This window comes from Streptomyces sp. NBC_00299, assembly GCF_036173045.1.
GTDB lineage: Bacteria > Actinomycetota > Actinomycetes > Streptomycetales > Streptomycetaceae > Streptomyces > Streptomyces machairae.
The window spans coordinates 6,033,724-6,050,231 of the sequence record NZ_CP108039.1 but is presented as its reverse complement, the minus strand read 5'-3'; the positions used below and the strand labels follow the sequence as shown (position 1 = coordinate 6,050,231).

Sequence of the window (16,508 nt, the reverse complement as noted above, 5' to 3'; positions counted from 1 at the left end):
TGGGAACCATGCCGATACCCGGGACACCCAGCCGCGCCGAGCTCGTCGACCACCTCGTCAGAACCCGTATCGCGGGCGACGTCGCCACGCCCCGCGAGAACAACCTCTCCCACTACCGCAAGCTGGCGAACGGCGACCGCCACTACTGGCTCGGCCTGGAGCTCGGCGACCGCTGGACCGACGAGCAGGACGTGCTCGCGGTGATGGCGGAGCGCGTCGGCGTGAACGACGACGCGGAGCACCGCCACGGCCAGGACACCATCGACCCCGAGCTGACGGTGGCCGCGCTGGAGCGGATGGCGGCCCGGCTGCGCAAGGCGGCGGACGGCGGCCAGCGGGTCCTGTTCGCGACCGGCCACCCGGGCGGTCTGCTGGACGTCCACCGCGCGACGGCGGACGCGCTGCGCACGGCCGGTTGCGAGATCGTCGTGATCCCGGAAGGTCTCCAGACCGACGAGGGTTACGTCATGCAGTTCGCGGACGTCGCGGTCCTGGAGCACGGCGCCACCCTCTGGCACACCCACTCCGGGGAGCCGATGAAGGCCATCCTCAGGGGACTTGAGCGCGAGGGCCGTCCGCTGCCGGACCTGGTCGTCGCCGACCACGGCTGGGCGGGCTACGCCGGACAGCACGGGGTGGACTCCATGGGCTACGCGGACTGCAACGACCCGGCGCTGTTCCTCGCGGAGGCGGAGGGGACGGTGCAGGTGGTGGTACCGCTGGACGACCATGTGGTGAGCCCGCGTCACTACGACCCGATGACGGCGTTCCTGCTGGCGGAGGCGGGGCTCGGCTAGAACGGACGGGGGGACCGATGCTGTTGCGCAACGTCACGCCGGACGACGTCGACGCCTACGTCCGTTTGCGCTGCGATCCCGTGATGATGGGGGACCTCGGCGGCCCCCTTCCGCGCGAGGGCATACGGGACAAGGTCCTTCGGGACGCCCGGGAGGCGGCGGCGGATCTCGCCTGGATCAAGATGATCGTGCCGGAGCCGGACACGCCCGACGTGGTGGCGGGGAGCGTGACCATCTGGTCGTACGACACCGACGACGGGGCCGTCTCCGAGATCGGCTGGATGGTCCTGCCGCAGTTCCAGGGCCGGGGGCTGGGAAAGCGCGCCGTCCGGGCCCTGCTCGAACAGGCACGGGACGAGGACCGCTGGGGTGTCGTGCACGCCTTCCCGGCCACGGGAAACGGAGCCTCGAACGGCATCTGCCGCTCGCTCGGCTTCCGGTTGCACGGCGAACGCGAGGTGACGTTCGCCGACCGGGTCCTGCACAGCAACCACTGGGCCGTCGACCCTCGCGTCGATCTGGCCTGACGTCAGGGCCTGCGGACAGGGCGCGGGCGGGTCACCGCGGGATCCGGACCACGCCCTCCTGGATCACCGACACCGCCAACTGCCCGTCCTGGGTGTAGATGCGGGCCTGCCCGAGGCCGCGTCCGCCGTGCGCCGACGGTGACTCCTGGTCGTACAGCAGCCACTCGTCCGCGCGGAACGGGCGGTGGAACCACATCGCGTGGTCCAGCGAGGCGCCGACGACGTCACCGACCGCCCAGCCGCCCCGCCCGTGCGCGAGCAGGACGGAGTCGAGGAGGGTCATGTCGGAGACGTACGTGGCGAGTACGACGTGCAGCAGGGGGTCGTCGGCCAGCTTGCCGTTGGTGCGGAACCACACCTGGGAGTGCGGTTCGCGGGGCTCGCCGAACCTGCCGTACGGCGGCTCGTCGACATAGCGCAGGTCGACCGCCTCGCGTGCCTCCAGGAACTTCTCCACCACCGCCGGATCGAGGTGGTCGTAGTCCCGCAGCCGCTCCTCCGAGGTGGGCAGCGTCGCCGGGTCGGGCGAGGGGGGCATGGGGGCCTGGTGGTCCATCCCCTCCTCGTACAGCTGGAAGGAGGCCGACAGGGCGAAGATCGGCTTGCCGTGCTGCACCGCGACCACCCGGCGGGTGGTGAAGGAGCGGCCGTCGCGCATGCGGTCGACGTTGTAGACGATGGGCGCGCCCGGGTCCCCGGCGCGCAGGAAGTACGCGTGGAGCGAGTGCGCGTGCCGGTCCTCGGGGACGGTACGCCCGGCGGCGACGAGCGCCTGGGCCGCGACCTGTCCGCCGAACACGCGCGGGACGACGGCGGACCGGGACTGGCCGCGGAATATGTCCTCCTCGATCTGCTCCAGGTCGAGCAGATCGAGGAGTCCCTGTAGTGCCTGGTTCATGGCACCTTTTCTACTGGCAGGTAATTGCGCGGACCTTACGAGTCCGTGTCCTACAGGCCCATGTCCTTCGCGATGATCGACTTCATGATCTCGCTGGTGCCGCCGTAGATCCGGTTGACGCGGTTGTCCGCGTACAGGCGGGCGATCGGGTACTCGTTCATGAAGCCGTAGCCGCCGTGCAGCTGGAGGCAGCGGTCGATCACGCGGTGCGCGACCTCGGTGCAGAAGAGCTTCGCGGAGGCGGCCTCGGCGGGGGTCAGCTCGCCGGCGTCCAGGGCCTCCAGCGCGCGGTCGGCGACCGCCTCGGCGGCGTCGACCTCGGCCTGGCAGGCCGCCAGCTCGAACTTGGTGTTCTGGAAGGACGCGACGGACTTGCCGAAGACGGTGCGGTCCTGCACGTACTCCTTGGCGAACCGGACGGCGGCCTTGGCCTGCGCGTAGGCACCGAAGGCGATGCCCCAGCGCTCGGAGGCCAGGTTGTGGCCGAGGTAGTAGAAGCCCTTGTTCTCCTCGCCGAGCAGGTCCTCGACCGGGACCTTCACGTCGACGAACGCCAACTCGGCGGTGTCGGAGGTCTTCAGGCCGAGCTTGTCCAGCTTGCGGCCGACGGAGTAGCCCTCGGACTTGGTGTCGACGGCGAACAGGGAGATGCCGTGGCGGCGGTCCTCGGCGCTGGGCGCGTCGGTGCGGGCGCAGACGATCACACGGTCGGCGTGGACGCCGCCGGTGATGAAGGTCTTGGCGCCGTTGAGGACGTAGTGCGTGCCGTCCTCGCTCAGCTTGGCGGTGGTCTTCATGCCCGCGAGGTCGGAGCCGGTGCCCGGCTCGGTCATCGCCAGCGCCCACATCTCCTCACCGGAGACGAACTTCGGCAGGAACCGCTTCTTCTGCTCGTCGGAGGCGAGCATCTTGATGTACGGCAGGCCGAGCAGCACGTGCACGCCGGAGCCGCCGAACTGGACGCCCGCGCGCGCGGTCTCCTCGTACATCACGGCTTCGAACTTGTACGACTCGATGCCGGCGCCGCCGAACTCCTCGTCGACGCGGATGCCGAAGACGCCGAGCTCGGCGAGCTTGTAGTAGAAGTCGCGGGGCGCCTGGCCCGCCGCGAACCACTCGTCGTAGACCGGGACGACCTCGGCCTCGATGAAGGCGCGGATGGTCTCCCGGAACGCCTCGTGATCCTCGTTGAACACCGTACGGCGCACGCCGCCCACCTCCACCGGTACATGTCTAAGCGCTTGCTCACTCAACCGTACCGGCGGGTATCCACAGGCGTCCAGGGGTCAAGGTCCGTAACGCTCGTCACTCCAGGACCGCCCTAGGGGCGCTTCTGCGAACCCGACCCGACCGGACGCCGCCGCTGCCCGCGCCCGGCCCGCAGCAGCCGTACGCCCACGAACGCCAGGGCCGCCACGACGACGATCACCAGGATCGCCTTGGAGTAGAGGCCGACCAGGTCGGTGACCTCGTGCCAGCGGGCGCCGAGGGCATAGCCGGCGGCGATGAAGGCGGTGTTCCAGATGAGGCTGCCGGCCGTGGTGAGGGCGAGGAACACCGGGAGCCGCATGCGCTCGACTCCCGCCGGTATCGAGATCAGGCTGCGGAAGACCGGCACGAAGCGGCCGAAGAACACGGCCTTGGTGCCGTGCCGGAGGAACCAGGCCTCGGTCCGCTCCACGTCCGCGACCTTCACCAGCGGCAGCCGCGCCGCCACCGAGATCAGCCTGTCCCGGCCGAGGAGCGCGCCCAGCAGGTACAGGGCCAGTGCGCCGACCACCGAACCGGCCGTCGTCCAGGCGACGGCCCCGACGACGTCCATCCGGCCCTGGCTCGCCGTGAACCCGGCCAGCGGCAGGATCACCTCGCTCGGCAGCGGCGGGAACAGGTTCTCCAGGGCGATGGCCAGTCCGGCGCCGGGGCCGCCCAGCTTCTCCATCAGGTCGGCGGCCCAGCCGGCGACTCCGCCGACGGGCGCCTCGGACGCAGCAGCAATGATCATGCGGGCCACTTTACGAAGTCTTGACCTAAAGGCGGTATGAGGAGGGCCTCAGATCGGGCTGTGGGAACCCGCACAAGAAGAGAGCGGTTTTCCGCAGGGCGCCGCCCCGGCCGCCTTGGCTAGCCTGACCCGTCGTGATCGGATTCACCGAGCGCTGGCTCCGCCTCGCCGCCGGGCTGCTGCTGGGCGGGCTCACGGCGGTGGCCGAACTCGTCCTCGTCCTGGGCGGCCGGCTGCGCAGGCCGACGGCCCGGCGCACTTCCTCCGTCCCCGCGAGCGCGCTGCGCCTCGCCGCCCTGGAGCGGCGCCGCCTCGCGGTCTTCCACGCCGCCGAGCTGGACCCGCCGCGCACCGGGCAGGCCGCGTACGGGTATGTGGCGGCACGCTGGCCGCTCGGCCTGTTCGGGCTGCTGGTGCTGCTGACCTCGCTGATCGGGCTCGCCTACGCGTCCCTGCTGGTGTGGGCCTGGTTCGTGATGGATCCCGACCATCTCGGCACCGTCGCGCTGTCCGGGCTGGGCGGCGTCTTCCTCCTGTTCCTGTGCGCACAGGGCGGGCGCGGGCTGGCGCAGCTCGACGAGCAGCTGGCCCGGCGGCATCTGGGCCCCAGCGAGACGGAACTGCTGCGGCGCCGGGTCGGTGAACTGGCCGAGACCCGGGCCGGGGTGATGCAGGCCGTGCACGACGAACGGCGGCGCATCGAGCGCGACCTGCACGACGGCGTGCAGCAGCGCCTGGTCGCCCTGGGCATGCTGCTGGGCCGGGCCCGCCGCGCCACGGACCCCGCCAAGGCGGACGCGCTGCTGCGCCAGGCCCACGAGGAGTCCGCCCACGCACTGACGGAGCTGCGCGAGACGGCCTGGCGGATCCACCCCGCCGCCCTGGACGAGCGCGGGCTGGCCGCGGCCCTGGAGGAACTCGCGGAGCGCTCGGTCCTGCCCGTCGAGGTGACGTACGCCCTCGACGGCACCCCGCCCCCGGTCCCCGTACAGACGGTCGCGTACTTCGTCGCCGCCGAGGCCGTCACCAACACCCTGAAACACTCGGGCGCGACCCGGGCCGAGATCCGCGTGACCGGACGACACGACGGCATCCTCATCCACATCGAGGACAACGGCACCGGCGGCGCCCCCCACCGCCCCACCACCGGCGGCCTCCTCGGCCTCTCCCGCCGCATCGCCGCCCTCGACGGCCACCTCACCATCCACAGCCCACCCGGCGGCCCCACCCTCATCACCGCGGAGCTCCCATGCGCGTCATGATCGCCGAGGACTCGGCACTGCTGAGAGAAGGCCTCGTGCGGCTGCTGGCCGAGGAGGGGCATGTCGTGGCGGCGGCCGTCGGGGACGCGGAGGCGCTGCTGGTGGCGGTGGCGGCCGAGCCGCCCGACATCGTCGTCGTGGATGTCCGGATGCCGCCCACGCACACCGACGAGGGGCTGCGCGCCGCGCTGCGGATCCGTGAGCTGCATCCCGGTACGGCCGTGCTCGTGCTGTCGCAGTACGTCGAGCGCCGCTACGCCACCGAGCTGCTCGGCGGCAGCAGCGAGGGCGTCGGGTACCTGCTCAAGGACCGGGTCATGCAGGTGGAGGAGTTCCTCGCCGCCCTGGAGCGCGTCGGCGCCGGCGGCACCGCCTTCGACCCCGAGGTGGTCCGCCGGCTCCTCGCCCGCAGCGCCCGCACCGACCCGCTGCACGGGCTCACGCCCCGGGAGCGCGACGTGCTGGCCCTGATGGCGCAGGGCTGCACCAACGCGGCCATCGCACAGCAGCTCTACGTCTCACAGAGCGCGGTCGAGAAACACACCAACGCGATCTTCGACAAGTTCGGCCTCACCGGTACCACCGGATACAGCCGCCGCGTCCTGGCCGTACTGCGTCACCTGAGCGCCCCGGCCGAGGGATAGCTCCGGACGCCGTACGGCTCACTCCACCCCGGCCGCCCCGAACGCCCCCCGCGCCATCCGGTGCAGCAGCACCGCCGTGACTCCCCGCCCCGGCAGCGCCCCCGGCCGCCCCAGGTGCGGCGTCGAGTTCAGCAGCCCGAACACCGAGTGCACGGCCGAGCGGGCCGTCGGCTCCGTGAGCTCCGGGTACACCTTGCGCACCACCTCCACCCACAGCTCGACGTACTGCCGCTGGAGCTGCCGTACGAGCTTGCGGTCGCTGTCGCGCAGGCGGTCCAGCTCGCGGTCGTGCAGGGTGATGAGGGGACGGTCGTCGAGGGCGAAGTCGATGTGGCCCTCGATGAGGGAGTCGAGCACCGCCTCCGGCGGCACGCCGTCGGCCTCCGCGAGGCGCCGCTTCGCGCCGGTCAGCAGCTGTCCGCTGATGCCGACCAGCAGTTCGGCGAGCATCGCGTCCTTGCCGGCGAAGTGCCGGTAGAGACCGGGGCCGCTGATACCGACGGCGGCGCCTATCTCGTCGACACCGACGCCGTGGAATCCACGCTCGGCGAAGAGCCGCGCGGCCTCCTTGAGGATCTGTTCGCGGCGGGTCGGGGCGTCGGTTCTGGTGGCCATGGAAGCAATTCTAGACAGGGAGGTTAGCGGTCGTTAACCTGAAGGAAATGCGTTAACGCTCATTAACTGGTCGACCACTGGGTGAGGGGACCGCACGATGCACGAGGCACCGGAGCTTGCGAGCGCGGCAGATCCCGCGTCCCAGGCCTGGCAAGCCAACGAGGAGGCCCACCGGGCGCTCGTGGAGGAGCTGCGCGGCAAGCTGGCCGCCGCCCGGCTGGGAGGCGGCGAGAAGGCACGCGCCCGGCACACCGCGCGCGGAAAGCTGCTGCCGCGCGACCGCGTGGACACGCTCCTCGACCCCGGCTCGCCCTTCCTGGAGCTCGCTCCGCTCGCTGCCGACGGCATGTACGACGGGCAGGCCCCGGCTGCCGGCGTCATCGCCGGGATCGGCCGGGTCAGCGGGCGCGAGTGCGTGATCGTCGCCAACGACGCCACGGTCAAGGGCGGGACGTACTACCCGATGACCGTGAAGAAGCACCTGCGCGCGCAGGAGGTGGCCCTGGAGAACCGCCTGCCGTGTCTCTACCTCGTCGACTCCGGCGGCGCCTTCCTGCCCATGCAGGACGAGGTCTTCCCGGACCGGGAGCACTTCGGGCGGATCTTCTACAACCAGGCCCGCATGTCGGGCGCGGGCATCCCGCAGATCGCCGCCGTGCTGGGCTCGTGCACGGCCGGCGGGGCCTACGTCCCGGCCATGAGCGACGAGGCCGTCATCGTCCGCAACCAGGGCACGATCTTCCTCGGCGGCCCCCCGCTGGTGAAGGCCGCCACCGGTGAGGTCGTCACGGCGGAGGAGCTGGGCGGCGGTGAGGTCCACTCCCGGGTGTCCGGCGTGACCGACCACCTCGCCGAGGACGACCCGCACGCGCTGCGGATCGTGCGGAACATCGTCGCGACGCTCCCCGCGCGCGGCACCCTCCCCTGGGAGGTCACCCCCGCCACGGAACCGAAGGTCGACCCCTTCGGCCTCTACGGCGCGGTCCCGGTCGACTCCCGCACCCCCTACGACGTGCGCGAGATCATCGCGCGCGTGGTCGACGGCTCCCGCTTCTCGGAGTTCAAGTCCGAGTTCGGCCAGACCCTCGTCACCGGCTTCGCCCGGATCCACGGCCACCCGGTCGGCATCGTCGCCAACAACGGCATCCTGTTCTCCGAGTCCGCCCAGAAGGGCGCCCACTTCATCGAGCTGTGCGACCAGCGCGGCATCCCGCTGGTCTTCCTCCAGAACATCTCCGGCTTCATGGTCGGCAAGGACTACGAGGCCGGCGGCATCGCCAAGCACGGCGCCAAGATGGTCACGGCGGTGGCCTGCACGCGCGTGCCGAAACTGACGGTCGTGGTCGGAGGGTCGTACGGCGCCGGGAACTACTCGATGTGCGGGCGGGCGTACTCGCCCCGCTTCCTGTGGATGTGGCCGGGCGCCAAGATCTCCGTCATGGGCGGCGAGCAGGCCGCGTCCGTCCTCGCGACCGTCAAGCGGGACCAGTTGGAGGCGCGGGGCGAGGACTGGCCGGCCGCGGACGAGGACGCGTTCAAGGCGCCGATCCGGGAGCAGTACGAGCGCCAGGGCAACGCCTACTACGCGACGGCCCGCCTCTGGGACGACGGCGTGATCGACCCGCTGGAGACCCGTCAGGTGCTGGGCCTCGCCCTGACCGCCTGTGCCAACGCGCCCCTGGGTGACCCCCAGTTCGGCGTCTTCCGGATGTGAGGGGGACTGTGCAGATGACGCAGACCATGTTCGACACGGTCCTCGTGGCCAACCGGGGCGAGATCGCCGTCCGCGTGATCCGTACGCTCCGCTCGCTGGGCGTGCGCTCGGTGGCCGTCTTCTCCGACGCGGACGCCGACGCCCGGCATGTCCGTGAGGCCGACACGGCGGTACGCATCGGTCCGGCGCCGGCGGCCGAGAGCTATCTGTCGGTGGAGCGGCTGCTGGAGGCGGCGGCCCGCACCGGCGCCCAGGCCGTCCACCCGGGGTACGGCTTCCTCGCGGAGAACGCCGGCTTCGCGCGTGCCTGCGCCGACGCCGGGCTGGTCTTCATCGGACCGCCCGCCGACGCCATCTCGCTGATGGGCGACAAGATCCGGGCCAAGGAGACGGTGAAGGCGGCCGGCGTCCCGGTCGTCCCGGGCTCCAGCGGCAGCGGGCTCACGGACGCCCAACTCGCCGACGCCGCCCGTGAGATCGGCATGCCCGTGCTGCTCAAGCCGTCGGCCGGCGGTGGCGGCAAGGGCATGCGGCTGGTGCGGGACGCGGCCGTGCTGGGCGACGAGATCGCCGCCGCCCGCCGTGAGGCACGCGCCTCCTTCGGTGACGACACGCTCCTCGTCGAGCGGTGGATCGACCGGCCCCGGCACATCGAGATCCAGGTCCTGGCCGACGGCCACGGGAACGTCGTCCACCTCGGGGAGCGTGAGTGCTCCCTGCAGCGGCGGCACCAGAAGATCATCGAGGAGGCGCCGAGTGTGCTCCTCGACGAGGCCACGCGAGCGGGAATGGGCGAGGCCGCCGTACAGGCGGCCCGCTCCTGCGGCTACCGAGGCGCGGGCACGGTGGAGTTCATCGTGCCGGGCGGCGACCCGTCCTCGTACTACTTCATGGAGATGAACACCCGCCTCCAGGTCGAGCACCCGGTCACCGAGCTCATCACCGGACTCGACCTGGTGGAGTGGCAGCTGCGGGTGGCGGCGGGCGAGCCGCTGGCCTTCGCGCAGGAGGACGTACGCCTCACCGGGCACGCGGTGGAGGCCCGGATCTGCGCCGAGGACCCCGCGCGCGGGTTCCTCCCCTCGGGCGGCACGGTCCGCAAGCTGCGCGAGCCCCAGGGCGACGGCATCCGCACCGACTCCGGGCTCAGCGAGGGCACCGAGGTCGGCAGCCTGTACGACCCGATGCTGTCCAAGGTGATCGCGTACGGCCCCGACCGCGCCACGGCGCTGCGCAAGCTCCGGGCGGCTCTCGCGGAGACGGTCACGCTGGGCGTGCAGACGAACGCCGGGTTCCTGCGGCGGCTGCTCGCGCATCCGGCGGTCGTCGCGGGCGAGTTGGACACCGGGCTGGTCGAGCGCGTGGTGGACGACCTGGTCGCCACGGACGTACCCGACGAGGTCTACGAGGCGGCGGCGGCCGTCCGGATGGAGGCGCTGCGGCCGCGGGGCGACGGCTGGACGGACCCGTTCTCGGTGCCGAGCGGCTGGCGCCTCGGCGGCACCCCGAAGCCCGTCGGCTTCCCGCTGCGGGTGCAGGACCCGGTGGAGTACGCCCCGCGCGGTTCCGCCACCGTCACGGACGGCCGAGTGTCGGTGACCCTGGACGGCGTCCGGCACACCTTCGACCTCGCCGCCCTGCCGGACGGCACCTGGCTGGGCCGGGACGGCGACGCCTGGCACGTGCGCGACCACGACCCGGTCGCCGCGTCCCTCACCGGAGCCGGGCACTCCGGCGCCGACTCCCTCACCGCGCCGATGCCTGGCACGGTGACGGTGGTGAAGGTCGCCGTCGGCGACGAAGTGGCCGCAGGGCAGAGCCTGCTGGTCGTCGAGGCGATGAAGATGGAGCACGTCATCTCCGCCCCGCACGCCGGCACGGTCGCCGAACTGGACGTCACACCCGGCACCACCGTCGCCATGGACCAGGTCCTGGCGGTCATCACCCCGGCGAGCGACGCCGCACAGGAGGAGCGATGACACTGCCCATGGTCGTGCCGGCGCCGGGTCTGCCCGCCCGCGTCCGCATCCACGAGGTCGGGGCCCGCGACGGCCTGCAGAACGAGAAGTCGACCGTGCCGACCGAGGTCAAAGCGGAGTTCGTGCGCCGGCTGGCCGAGGCGGGGCTGACGACGATCGAGGCCACCAGCTTCGTCCACCCCAAGTGGGTGCCCCAACTGGCCGACGCGGAAGAGCTGTTCCCGCTCGTCAGCGACCTCCCGGTGGCGCTCCCCGTCCTGGTCCCGAACAACCGCGGCCTGGACCGCGCCCTGGCCCTCGGCGCCCGCCGGGTCGCCGTCTTCGCCAGCGCCACGGAGTCCTTCGCCAAGGCCAACCTCAACCGGACGCTCGACGAGTCACTGGCGGTCTTCGAGCCGGTCGTGGCCCGCGCCAAGGCCGAGGACATCCATGTCCGCGGCTATGTCTCCATGTGCTTCGGCGACCCCTGGGAGGGCGCGGTCCCGGTCCACCAGGTGGTCCGCGTGTGCAGGGCACTGCGCGACATGGGCTGCGACGAGCTCAGCCTGGGCGACACGATCGGCGTCGCCACGCCCGGCCATGTGCGGGAACTCCTCTCCGTGCTGGGCGAGGAGGGCGTGCCCACAGACGTCATCGGCGTCCACTTCCACGACACCTACGGCCAGGCATTGGCCAACACGTACGCCGCCCTCGAACACGGCGTCACCACCGTCGACGCCTCCGCCGGCGGCCTCGGCGGCTGCCCCTACGCCAAGTCCGCCACCGGCAACCTCGCCACCGAAGACCTCGTGTGGATGCTGCAGGGCCTCGGCATCGACACCGGAGTCGACCTCGACCGCCTAGTCGCCACAAGCGCGTGGATGGCCGAGCAACTGGGCCGACCCAGCCCGTCCCGCACCGTACGAGCCCTGTCCCACAAGGAGCAGTGAAGAGCCATGGACCACCGTCTCTCCCCCGATCTGGAGGAACTCCGCCGCACGGTGGAGGCGTTCGCCCACGATGTCGTGGCGCCCAAGATCGGCGACTTCTACGAGCGTCATGAGTTCCCGTACGAGATCGTGCGGGAGATGGGCCGCATGGGCCTGTTCGGCCTGCCGTTCCCCGAGGAGTACGGCGGTATGGGCGGCGACTATCTGGCGCTGGGCATCGCGCTGGAGGAGCTGGCCCGCGTGGACTCCTCGGTGGCCATCACGCTCGAAGCGGGCGTCTCTCTCGGCGCGATGCCGATCCACCTGTTCGGCACCGACGCCCAGAAGCGGGAGTGGCTCCCCCGCCTGTGCTCCGGCGAGATGCTCGGCGCCTTCGGCCTGACCGAGCCCGACGGCGGCTCGGACGCGGGCGCGACGCGCACCACGGCCCGCCTGGACGAGTCGACGAACGAGTGGGTGATCAACGGCACCAAGTGCTTCATCACCAACTCCGGTACGGACGTCACCGGCCTGGTCACGGTCACGGCGGTGACGGGCCGCAAGCCGGACGGCAAGCCGCTCATCTCGTCCATCATCGTCCCGTCCGGCACCCCGGGCTTCACGGTCGCCGCGCCGTACTCCAAGGTCGGCTGGAACGCCTCCGACACCCGTGAGCTGTCCTTCGCGGACGTCCGCGTCCCGGCGGCCAACCTCCTCGGCGAGGAGGGCCGCGGGTACGCCCAGTTCCTGCGCATCCTGGACGAGGGCCGCATCGCCATCGCGGCACTGGCGACGGGCCTGGCGCAGGGCTGTGTGGACGAGTCGGTGAAGTACGCGAAGGAACGTCACGCCTTCGGCCGCCCCATCGGCGCCAACCAGGCCATCCAGTTCAAGATCGCCGACATGGAGATGAAGGCCCATACGGCCCGCCTCGCCTGGCGCGACGCGGCCTCCCGCCTGGTGTCCGGGGAGCCATTCAAGAAGGAAGCGGCGCTCGCGAAGCTCTATTCCTCCACCATCGCGGTCGACAACGCCCGCGACGCGACGCAGGTCCACGGCGGCTACGGCTTCATGAACGAGTACCCGGTGGCCCGGATGTGGCGGGACTCCAAGATCCTGGAGATCGGCGAGGGCACGAGCGAGGTGCAGCGGATGCTGATCGCGCGGGAGTTGGGGCTGGTGGGCTGAGTCCCACGGCCGGGCGGGCCCGCTGTCCCGGGAGCCTCACAGCTCTCTTCGACGATTCAGCGGGTCCCGCCCGGGGACGGTACCGACGGCGTACCGGGAAGCCGGACCGTGACGAGGAGACCGCCGGCGGGGCGGGAGACGAGGCCGAGGGTTCCGTCGTGGGCGCGGACGATGCTGTGCACGATGGCCAGCCCGAGGCCGACCCCGGCGTGCTCGTCGGTGCGTACGCGTTCCGTGCCGCGCTGGAAGGGTTCGGTGAGGGCCGGTAGCAGTTCCGGCGGGAGCGTCCGGCCCGTGTTCTCGACCCGCAGCACGCTCGTGTCGCCGTGTGTCTCGGTGTGGACCGTCACGGTGCCGCCGGCGGGGAGGTTGTGGACGATGGCGTTCTGGACGAGGTTCGTCACCATCCGCAGCAGGAGCTCCGCGGAGCCGCCGGTCCTTGTCGCCCCGCCGGTGACGTCGAGCGTGATCCCGCGCTGTTCGGCGAGGGGAAGCAGGGTTTCGGCGGCTTCTTCGGCGACGAGGGAGAGGTCGACGCTCTCGCGGCTGACGTGCCCGCGGTCGCTGCGGCTGAGCAGCAGAAGGGCCTCGGTGAGGTCGATCGCGCGCGTATTGGCGGCCTGAAGGCGTTCGATGAGTTCGCCCCGGTCCCGCGTCGGGTCCTTGTGGGCGACGTCGAGGAGCGTCCGCGAGATGGCCAGCGGGGTGCGCAGTTCATGGGAGGCGTTCGCGGCGAATCTCTGCTGCTCGCCGACGTGGGACTCGAGTTGTTCGAGCATGGTGTCGAAGACATCAGCGAGGTCACGGAATTCGTCGTGGCGGCCCTTCATGCGGATCCGGTGGGACAGCGACCCGTTCCCGGCCATCCGTGCCGCGTCCGTGATCTGTGTGAGCGGTGCGAGCATCCGGCCGGCGAGGATCCATCCCCCGAGGAGGCCGAACACGAGCAGGAAACCCATCGCCACGGCCGCGGCGGGGAAGAAGGTGCGCACAAGGAGATAGCGGTTGGGCGAGATCCCGAGCAGCCCCTGGGGGTTGTCGGGTACGTAGCGCAGCAGGAACATCCACACCACGGTCAGCAGGAGAGCGCCGGCGACGGCGAGGAACCCGGCGTAGCTGAGGGTGAGTTTCAGTCGGGCACTGAGCCCTGGGCGTCTAGTCATGCGGGGTACCGGTGTCGATCCGGTAGCCGACGCCGGGCACCGTGGCGATGATCCATGGTTCGCCGAGCCGTTTGCGCAGTGCGGAGACGGTGATGCGCACGGCGTTGGTGAGGGGGTCGGCGTTCTCGTCCCAGGCCCGTTCGAGCAGCTCTTCGGCGCTGACGACCCCGCCCTCGGCGGCGACGAGCACGTCGAGGACGGCGAACTGTTTGCGGGTCAGCGCGACATAGCGTCCGTCGCGGAAGACCTCCCGGCGGAACGGGTCGACCCGCAGGCCCGCGATCTCGCGGACCGGGGGCCGGGCATACGCCCGCCTGCGGTCGAGCGCCCTCAGCCGCAGGACGAGCTCCCGCAGGTCGAACGGTTTGGTCAGGTAGTCGTCGGCGCCGATCTCGAACCCGGAGGCCTTGTCGTCGATCCGGTCGGCAGCGGTGAGCATGAGGATCGGGATGCCGCTGCCGGAGGCGACGATGCGCCGGGCGACCTCGTCGCCGGAGGGGCCGGGGATGTCACGGTCGAGGACCGCGAGGTCGTAGGAGTTGACGCTGAGCAGCTCCAGGGCGGTGTCGCCGTCGCCTGCGATGTCGGCGGCGATCGCCTCCAGCCGTAGACCGTCACGGACGGCTTCGGCCAAGTGGGGCTCGTCCTCCACGATCAGTACGCGCATACCCGGAGCCTAAGCAGCGGAACATATCGCGGACGTATGCAAGGACATGTGCAAGGACGTGCGCAAAGACCTGTGCACACCGGCACACGACTCAGCCCGTCGGAGCCGGCGCGGGGCGAGGCCGGTCCGACGGCGCGTCCGCCGAGGTGCGCCACCAGCGGCGCGATGCCAGCGCGGCCAGCACGGCGCCGGCGGCGTTGACCAACACGTCGTCCACGGACGACACCCGGTCGAGGCGCAGCACGTACTGTGCGGTTTCGACCAGGACCGAGCAGCCCGCCCCGAGCGCCAGGATCCGCGGCACGGACGCCAGTGCCGCGAACCGCATCGGGGCGAAGAACCCCAGGGACGCGAAGACCAGCAGGTTGCCGACGATCCCGAGCGGCCCCATCGTGACCAGGTCCCGCAGCGGCACCAGACTCACCCGGGCGGGGGCGATGCCGGGCAGGGCGCCCGGCATCATGGTCAGCCACAGGAACGGCAGTGTCCCGTGGACCATGCCCACCTCGGCCAGCGACGTCCGCCACGCCGACGGGACCCCGGCGGCACGCCGACGCCGTGCCAACGCCCATGCCACCAGCACGGCCAACGGCAGCGCGACCAACGTCATGAGCACCACACCGTTGAAGGTGTCGAAGCAGCCGTGCCACCGACCCGCCATACACCTCGGAGCCGACATCATGAGCGGCCCCCGCACGACGAACAGGGCACTCGCGACGCCGAGGACCGCCAGACCGAGGAGCACGATCCTGCGTGTGCGGCGGGGCGGTGCCGACAAGGATGCGTTGGGGTTCATGCCCCCATTGGAGACGGAGGGTCCGTTGCCGCGGCGTATGCGATTTTCGATATGCCCGCGATACACGCGAAGGGCGTCAACAAGCCCTCAATGCAAGGGCGTTGAACCTTGTTGGTTCAGGTACACATCTCTCAGGGGACGCACAGCTTCGATCACAAGGGACCCACCCCTGGGAGATCAGCTCAGGTTAGGCTAACCTACCTTCGAATTGTCCGGCCGGTGATCAGCCCTGTTCGAAAGCAGCGTACCCATGTCCAACGCAAGAGCCACCCACCTCACCCGTCGCGGCATCCTCGCCGCGGGCGGCGCCCTCGGCCTCGGCGCCGTGCTCGCAGCCTGCGGGGACGACGACGCGAAGAACGGTGGCTCGGACGACGCCACGACTGCTGCCAAGTCCGGCCCCTGGGCGTTCAAGGACGACCGCGGCACCACCGTGAAGCTCGACAAGGTCCCCACCAAGATCGTGGCCTTCGTCGGTGTCGCTGCCGCACTCCACGACTACGGCATCGAGGTCAAGGGCGTCTTCGGCCCGACCAAGACGCAGGACGGCAAGGCCGACGTCCAGGCCGGCGACATGGACATCAGCAAGCTGACCGTCTTCGGCAACGTCTGGGACCAGTTCAACGTAGAGGAGTACGCGGCGTTCGCCCCCGAGGTCCTCATCTCCACGACCTTCGACAGCGCGGGCACCCTCTGGTACGTCCCCGAGGCCTCCAAGGACAAGATCGCCAAGCTCGCCCCGAGCGCCGCGATCTCCGTCTACGACCGCCAGATCACCCAGCCGCTGCAGAAGATGTGGGAGCTGGCGGAGTCCCTCGGCGCGGACATGAAGGCCGACAAGGTCGCCCAGTCCAAGAAGGACTTCGAGGCCGCGGCCGAGCGTGTGCGCAAGGCCGCCAAGGCCCGCCCCGAGATCAAGGTGCTGGCCGGTTCCGCGAGCCAGGACATCTTCTACGTCTCCGGCACGAACCTCTCCATCGACCTTGAGTACTTCAAGGCCCTCGGCGTGAAGTTCGTCGAGCCGCCGGAGAGCGCCAAGAAGGAGGGCGGCGGCTGGTTCGAGAGCCTCAGCTGGGAGAACGTCGACAAGTACCCGGCCGACATCATCATGATGGACGACCGCTCCTCGACGATCCAGCCCGCCGACATCACCGAGGCCACCTGGAAGAAGCTGCCTGCGGTGAAGGCCGGGCAGGTCATCGCCCGCTCTCCCGAGCCGATCCTGTCCTACGACAAGTGCACGCCGCTGCTGACGAGCCTGGCCGAGGCCATCGAGAAGGCCAAGAAGGTCGCCTAGACAAGGGCCCCTTGAGGTGGCGGGGCGACTGCGGGCCCGTTGTGGCTGGTC

The 16,508-nt window shown here is 70.9% G+C and carries 16 protein-coding genes; 9 read left to right on the top strand and 7 right to left on the bottom strand.

The window, feature by feature from the left end:
- Positions 1-8 precede the first annotated feature (8 nt).
- Positions 9-797, top strand: coding sequence for a phosphatase (locus OHT51_RS26930; protein WP_328881489.1), 789 nt, complete (start codon positions 9-11; stop codon positions 795-797).
- Between the two features lie 17 nt (positions 798-814).
- A complete protein-coding gene (locus OHT51_RS26925) occupies positions 815-1,324 on the top strand; it encodes a GNAT family N-acetyltransferase (RefSeq protein ID WP_328881488.1) in 510 nt (169 codons plus the stop codon).
- Between the two features lie 31 nt (positions 1,325-1,355).
- Here the strand turns inward: OHT51_RS26925 and tesB are convergent, their stop codons facing one another.
- The 3 genes from tesB to OHT51_RS26910 all read right to left on the bottom strand — a co-directional run bounded on the left by tesB (position 1,356) and on the right by OHT51_RS26910 (position 4,224).
- Entirely contained in the window at positions 1,356-2,222 is an 867-nt protein-coding gene (gene tesB / locus OHT51_RS26920) for an acyl-CoA thioesterase II (protein WP_328881487.1), read from the bottom strand.
- A 50-nt stretch (positions 2,223-2,272) separates the two neighbouring features.
- The gene (locus OHT51_RS26915) at positions 2,273-3,430 is read right to left on the bottom strand and encodes an acyl-CoA dehydrogenase family protein (protein ID WP_328881486.1); all 1,158 of its coding nucleotides are present in this window, start codon (positions 3,428-3,430) and stop codon (positions 2,273-2,275) included.
- A 113-nt stretch (positions 3,431-3,543) separates the two neighbouring features.
- Complete coding sequence (locus OHT51_RS26910) at positions 3,544-4,224, bottom strand: DedA family protein (RefSeq protein WP_328881485.1); 681 nt, start codon at positions 4,222-4,224, stop codon at positions 3,544-3,546.
- Between the two features lie 134 nt (positions 4,225-4,358).
- On the opposite strand from OHT51_RS26910, the gene OHT51_RS26905 reads away from it, so the two are divergent.
- Positions 4,359-5,486: a sensor histidine kinase gene (locus OHT51_RS26905; RefSeq protein WP_443052564.1), complete on the top strand. Its 1,128-nt coding sequence runs from the start codon at positions 4,359-4,361 to the stop codon at positions 5,484-5,486.
- Complete coding sequence (locus OHT51_RS26900; RefSeq protein ID WP_328881484.1) at positions 5,474-6,130, top strand: response regulator transcription factor; 657 nt, start codon at positions 5,474-5,476, stop codon at positions 6,128-6,130. Before OHT51_RS26905 ends, OHT51_RS26900 begins: the two co-directional genes overlap by 13 nt.
- Positions 6,131-6,148: 18 nt before the next feature.
- On the opposite strand, the gene OHT51_RS26895 is transcribed toward OHT51_RS26900, so the two are convergent.
- The gene (locus tag OHT51_RS26895; RefSeq protein WP_328881483.1) at positions 6,149-6,745 is read right to left on the bottom strand and encodes an SACE_7040 family transcriptional regulator; all 597 of its coding nucleotides are present in this window, start codon (positions 6,743-6,745) and stop codon (positions 6,149-6,151) included.
- Between the two features lie 97 nt (positions 6,746-6,842).
- On the opposite strand from OHT51_RS26895, the gene OHT51_RS26890 reads away from it, so the two are divergent.
- From OHT51_RS26890 to OHT51_RS26875, 4 genes are read left to right on the top strand one after another with little or no spacing between them, the layout of a single operon-like run.
- Positions 6,843-8,459, top strand: a complete 1,617-nt coding sequence (locus OHT51_RS26890; RefSeq protein WP_328881482.1) for a carboxyl transferase domain-containing protein — start codon at positions 6,843-6,845, stop codon at positions 8,457-8,459.
- 14 nt (positions 8,460-8,473) lie between these two features.
- Positions 8,474-10,438 carry an acetyl/propionyl/methylcrotonyl-CoA carboxylase subunit alpha gene (locus OHT51_RS26885; RefSeq protein ID WP_328881481.1) on the top strand — a complete coding sequence of 655 codons (1,965 nt, stop codon included), beginning with the start codon at positions 8,474-8,476 and terminating at the stop codon, positions 10,436-10,438.
- Entirely contained in the window at positions 10,435-11,367 is a 933-nt protein-coding gene (locus OHT51_RS26880; protein WP_328881480.1) for a hydroxymethylglutaryl-CoA lyase, read from the top strand. The genes OHT51_RS26885 and OHT51_RS26880 overlap by 4 nt, the downstream gene beginning before the upstream one ends.
- A gap of 6 nt (positions 11,368-11,373) precedes the next feature.
- Positions 11,374-12,534: an acyl-CoA dehydrogenase family protein gene (locus OHT51_RS26875; protein ID WP_328881479.1), complete on the top strand. Its 1,161-nt coding sequence runs from the start codon at positions 11,374-11,376 to the stop codon at positions 12,532-12,534.
- A 56-nt stretch (positions 12,535-12,590) separates the two neighbouring features.
- Here the strand turns inward: OHT51_RS26875 and OHT51_RS26870 are convergent, their stop codons facing one another.
- The 3 genes from OHT51_RS26870 to OHT51_RS26860 all read right to left on the bottom strand — a co-directional run bounded on the left by OHT51_RS26870 (position 12,591) and on the right by OHT51_RS26860 (position 15,160).
- Entirely contained in the window at positions 12,591-13,697 is a 1,107-nt protein-coding gene (locus OHT51_RS26870; protein WP_328881478.1) for a sensor histidine kinase, read from the bottom strand.
- Positions 13,690-14,364: a response regulator transcription factor gene (locus OHT51_RS26865; protein ID WP_328881477.1), complete on the bottom strand. Its 675-nt coding sequence runs from the start codon at positions 14,362-14,364 to the stop codon at positions 13,690-13,692. The genes OHT51_RS26870 and OHT51_RS26865 overlap by 8 nt, the downstream gene beginning before the upstream one ends.
- Positions 14,365-14,455: 91 nt before the next feature.
- Entirely contained in the window at positions 14,456-15,160 is a 705-nt protein-coding gene (locus OHT51_RS26860; RefSeq protein ID WP_328881476.1) for a VanZ family protein, read from the bottom strand.
- Positions 15,161-15,410: 250 nt separating this feature from the next.
- On the opposite strand from OHT51_RS26860, the gene OHT51_RS26855 reads away from it, so the two are divergent.
- Complete coding sequence (locus OHT51_RS26855) at positions 15,411-16,457, top strand: ABC transporter substrate-binding protein (RefSeq protein ID WP_328881475.1); 1,047 nt, start codon at positions 15,411-15,413, stop codon at positions 16,455-16,457.
- Positions 16,458-16,508 lie beyond the last annotated feature (51 nt).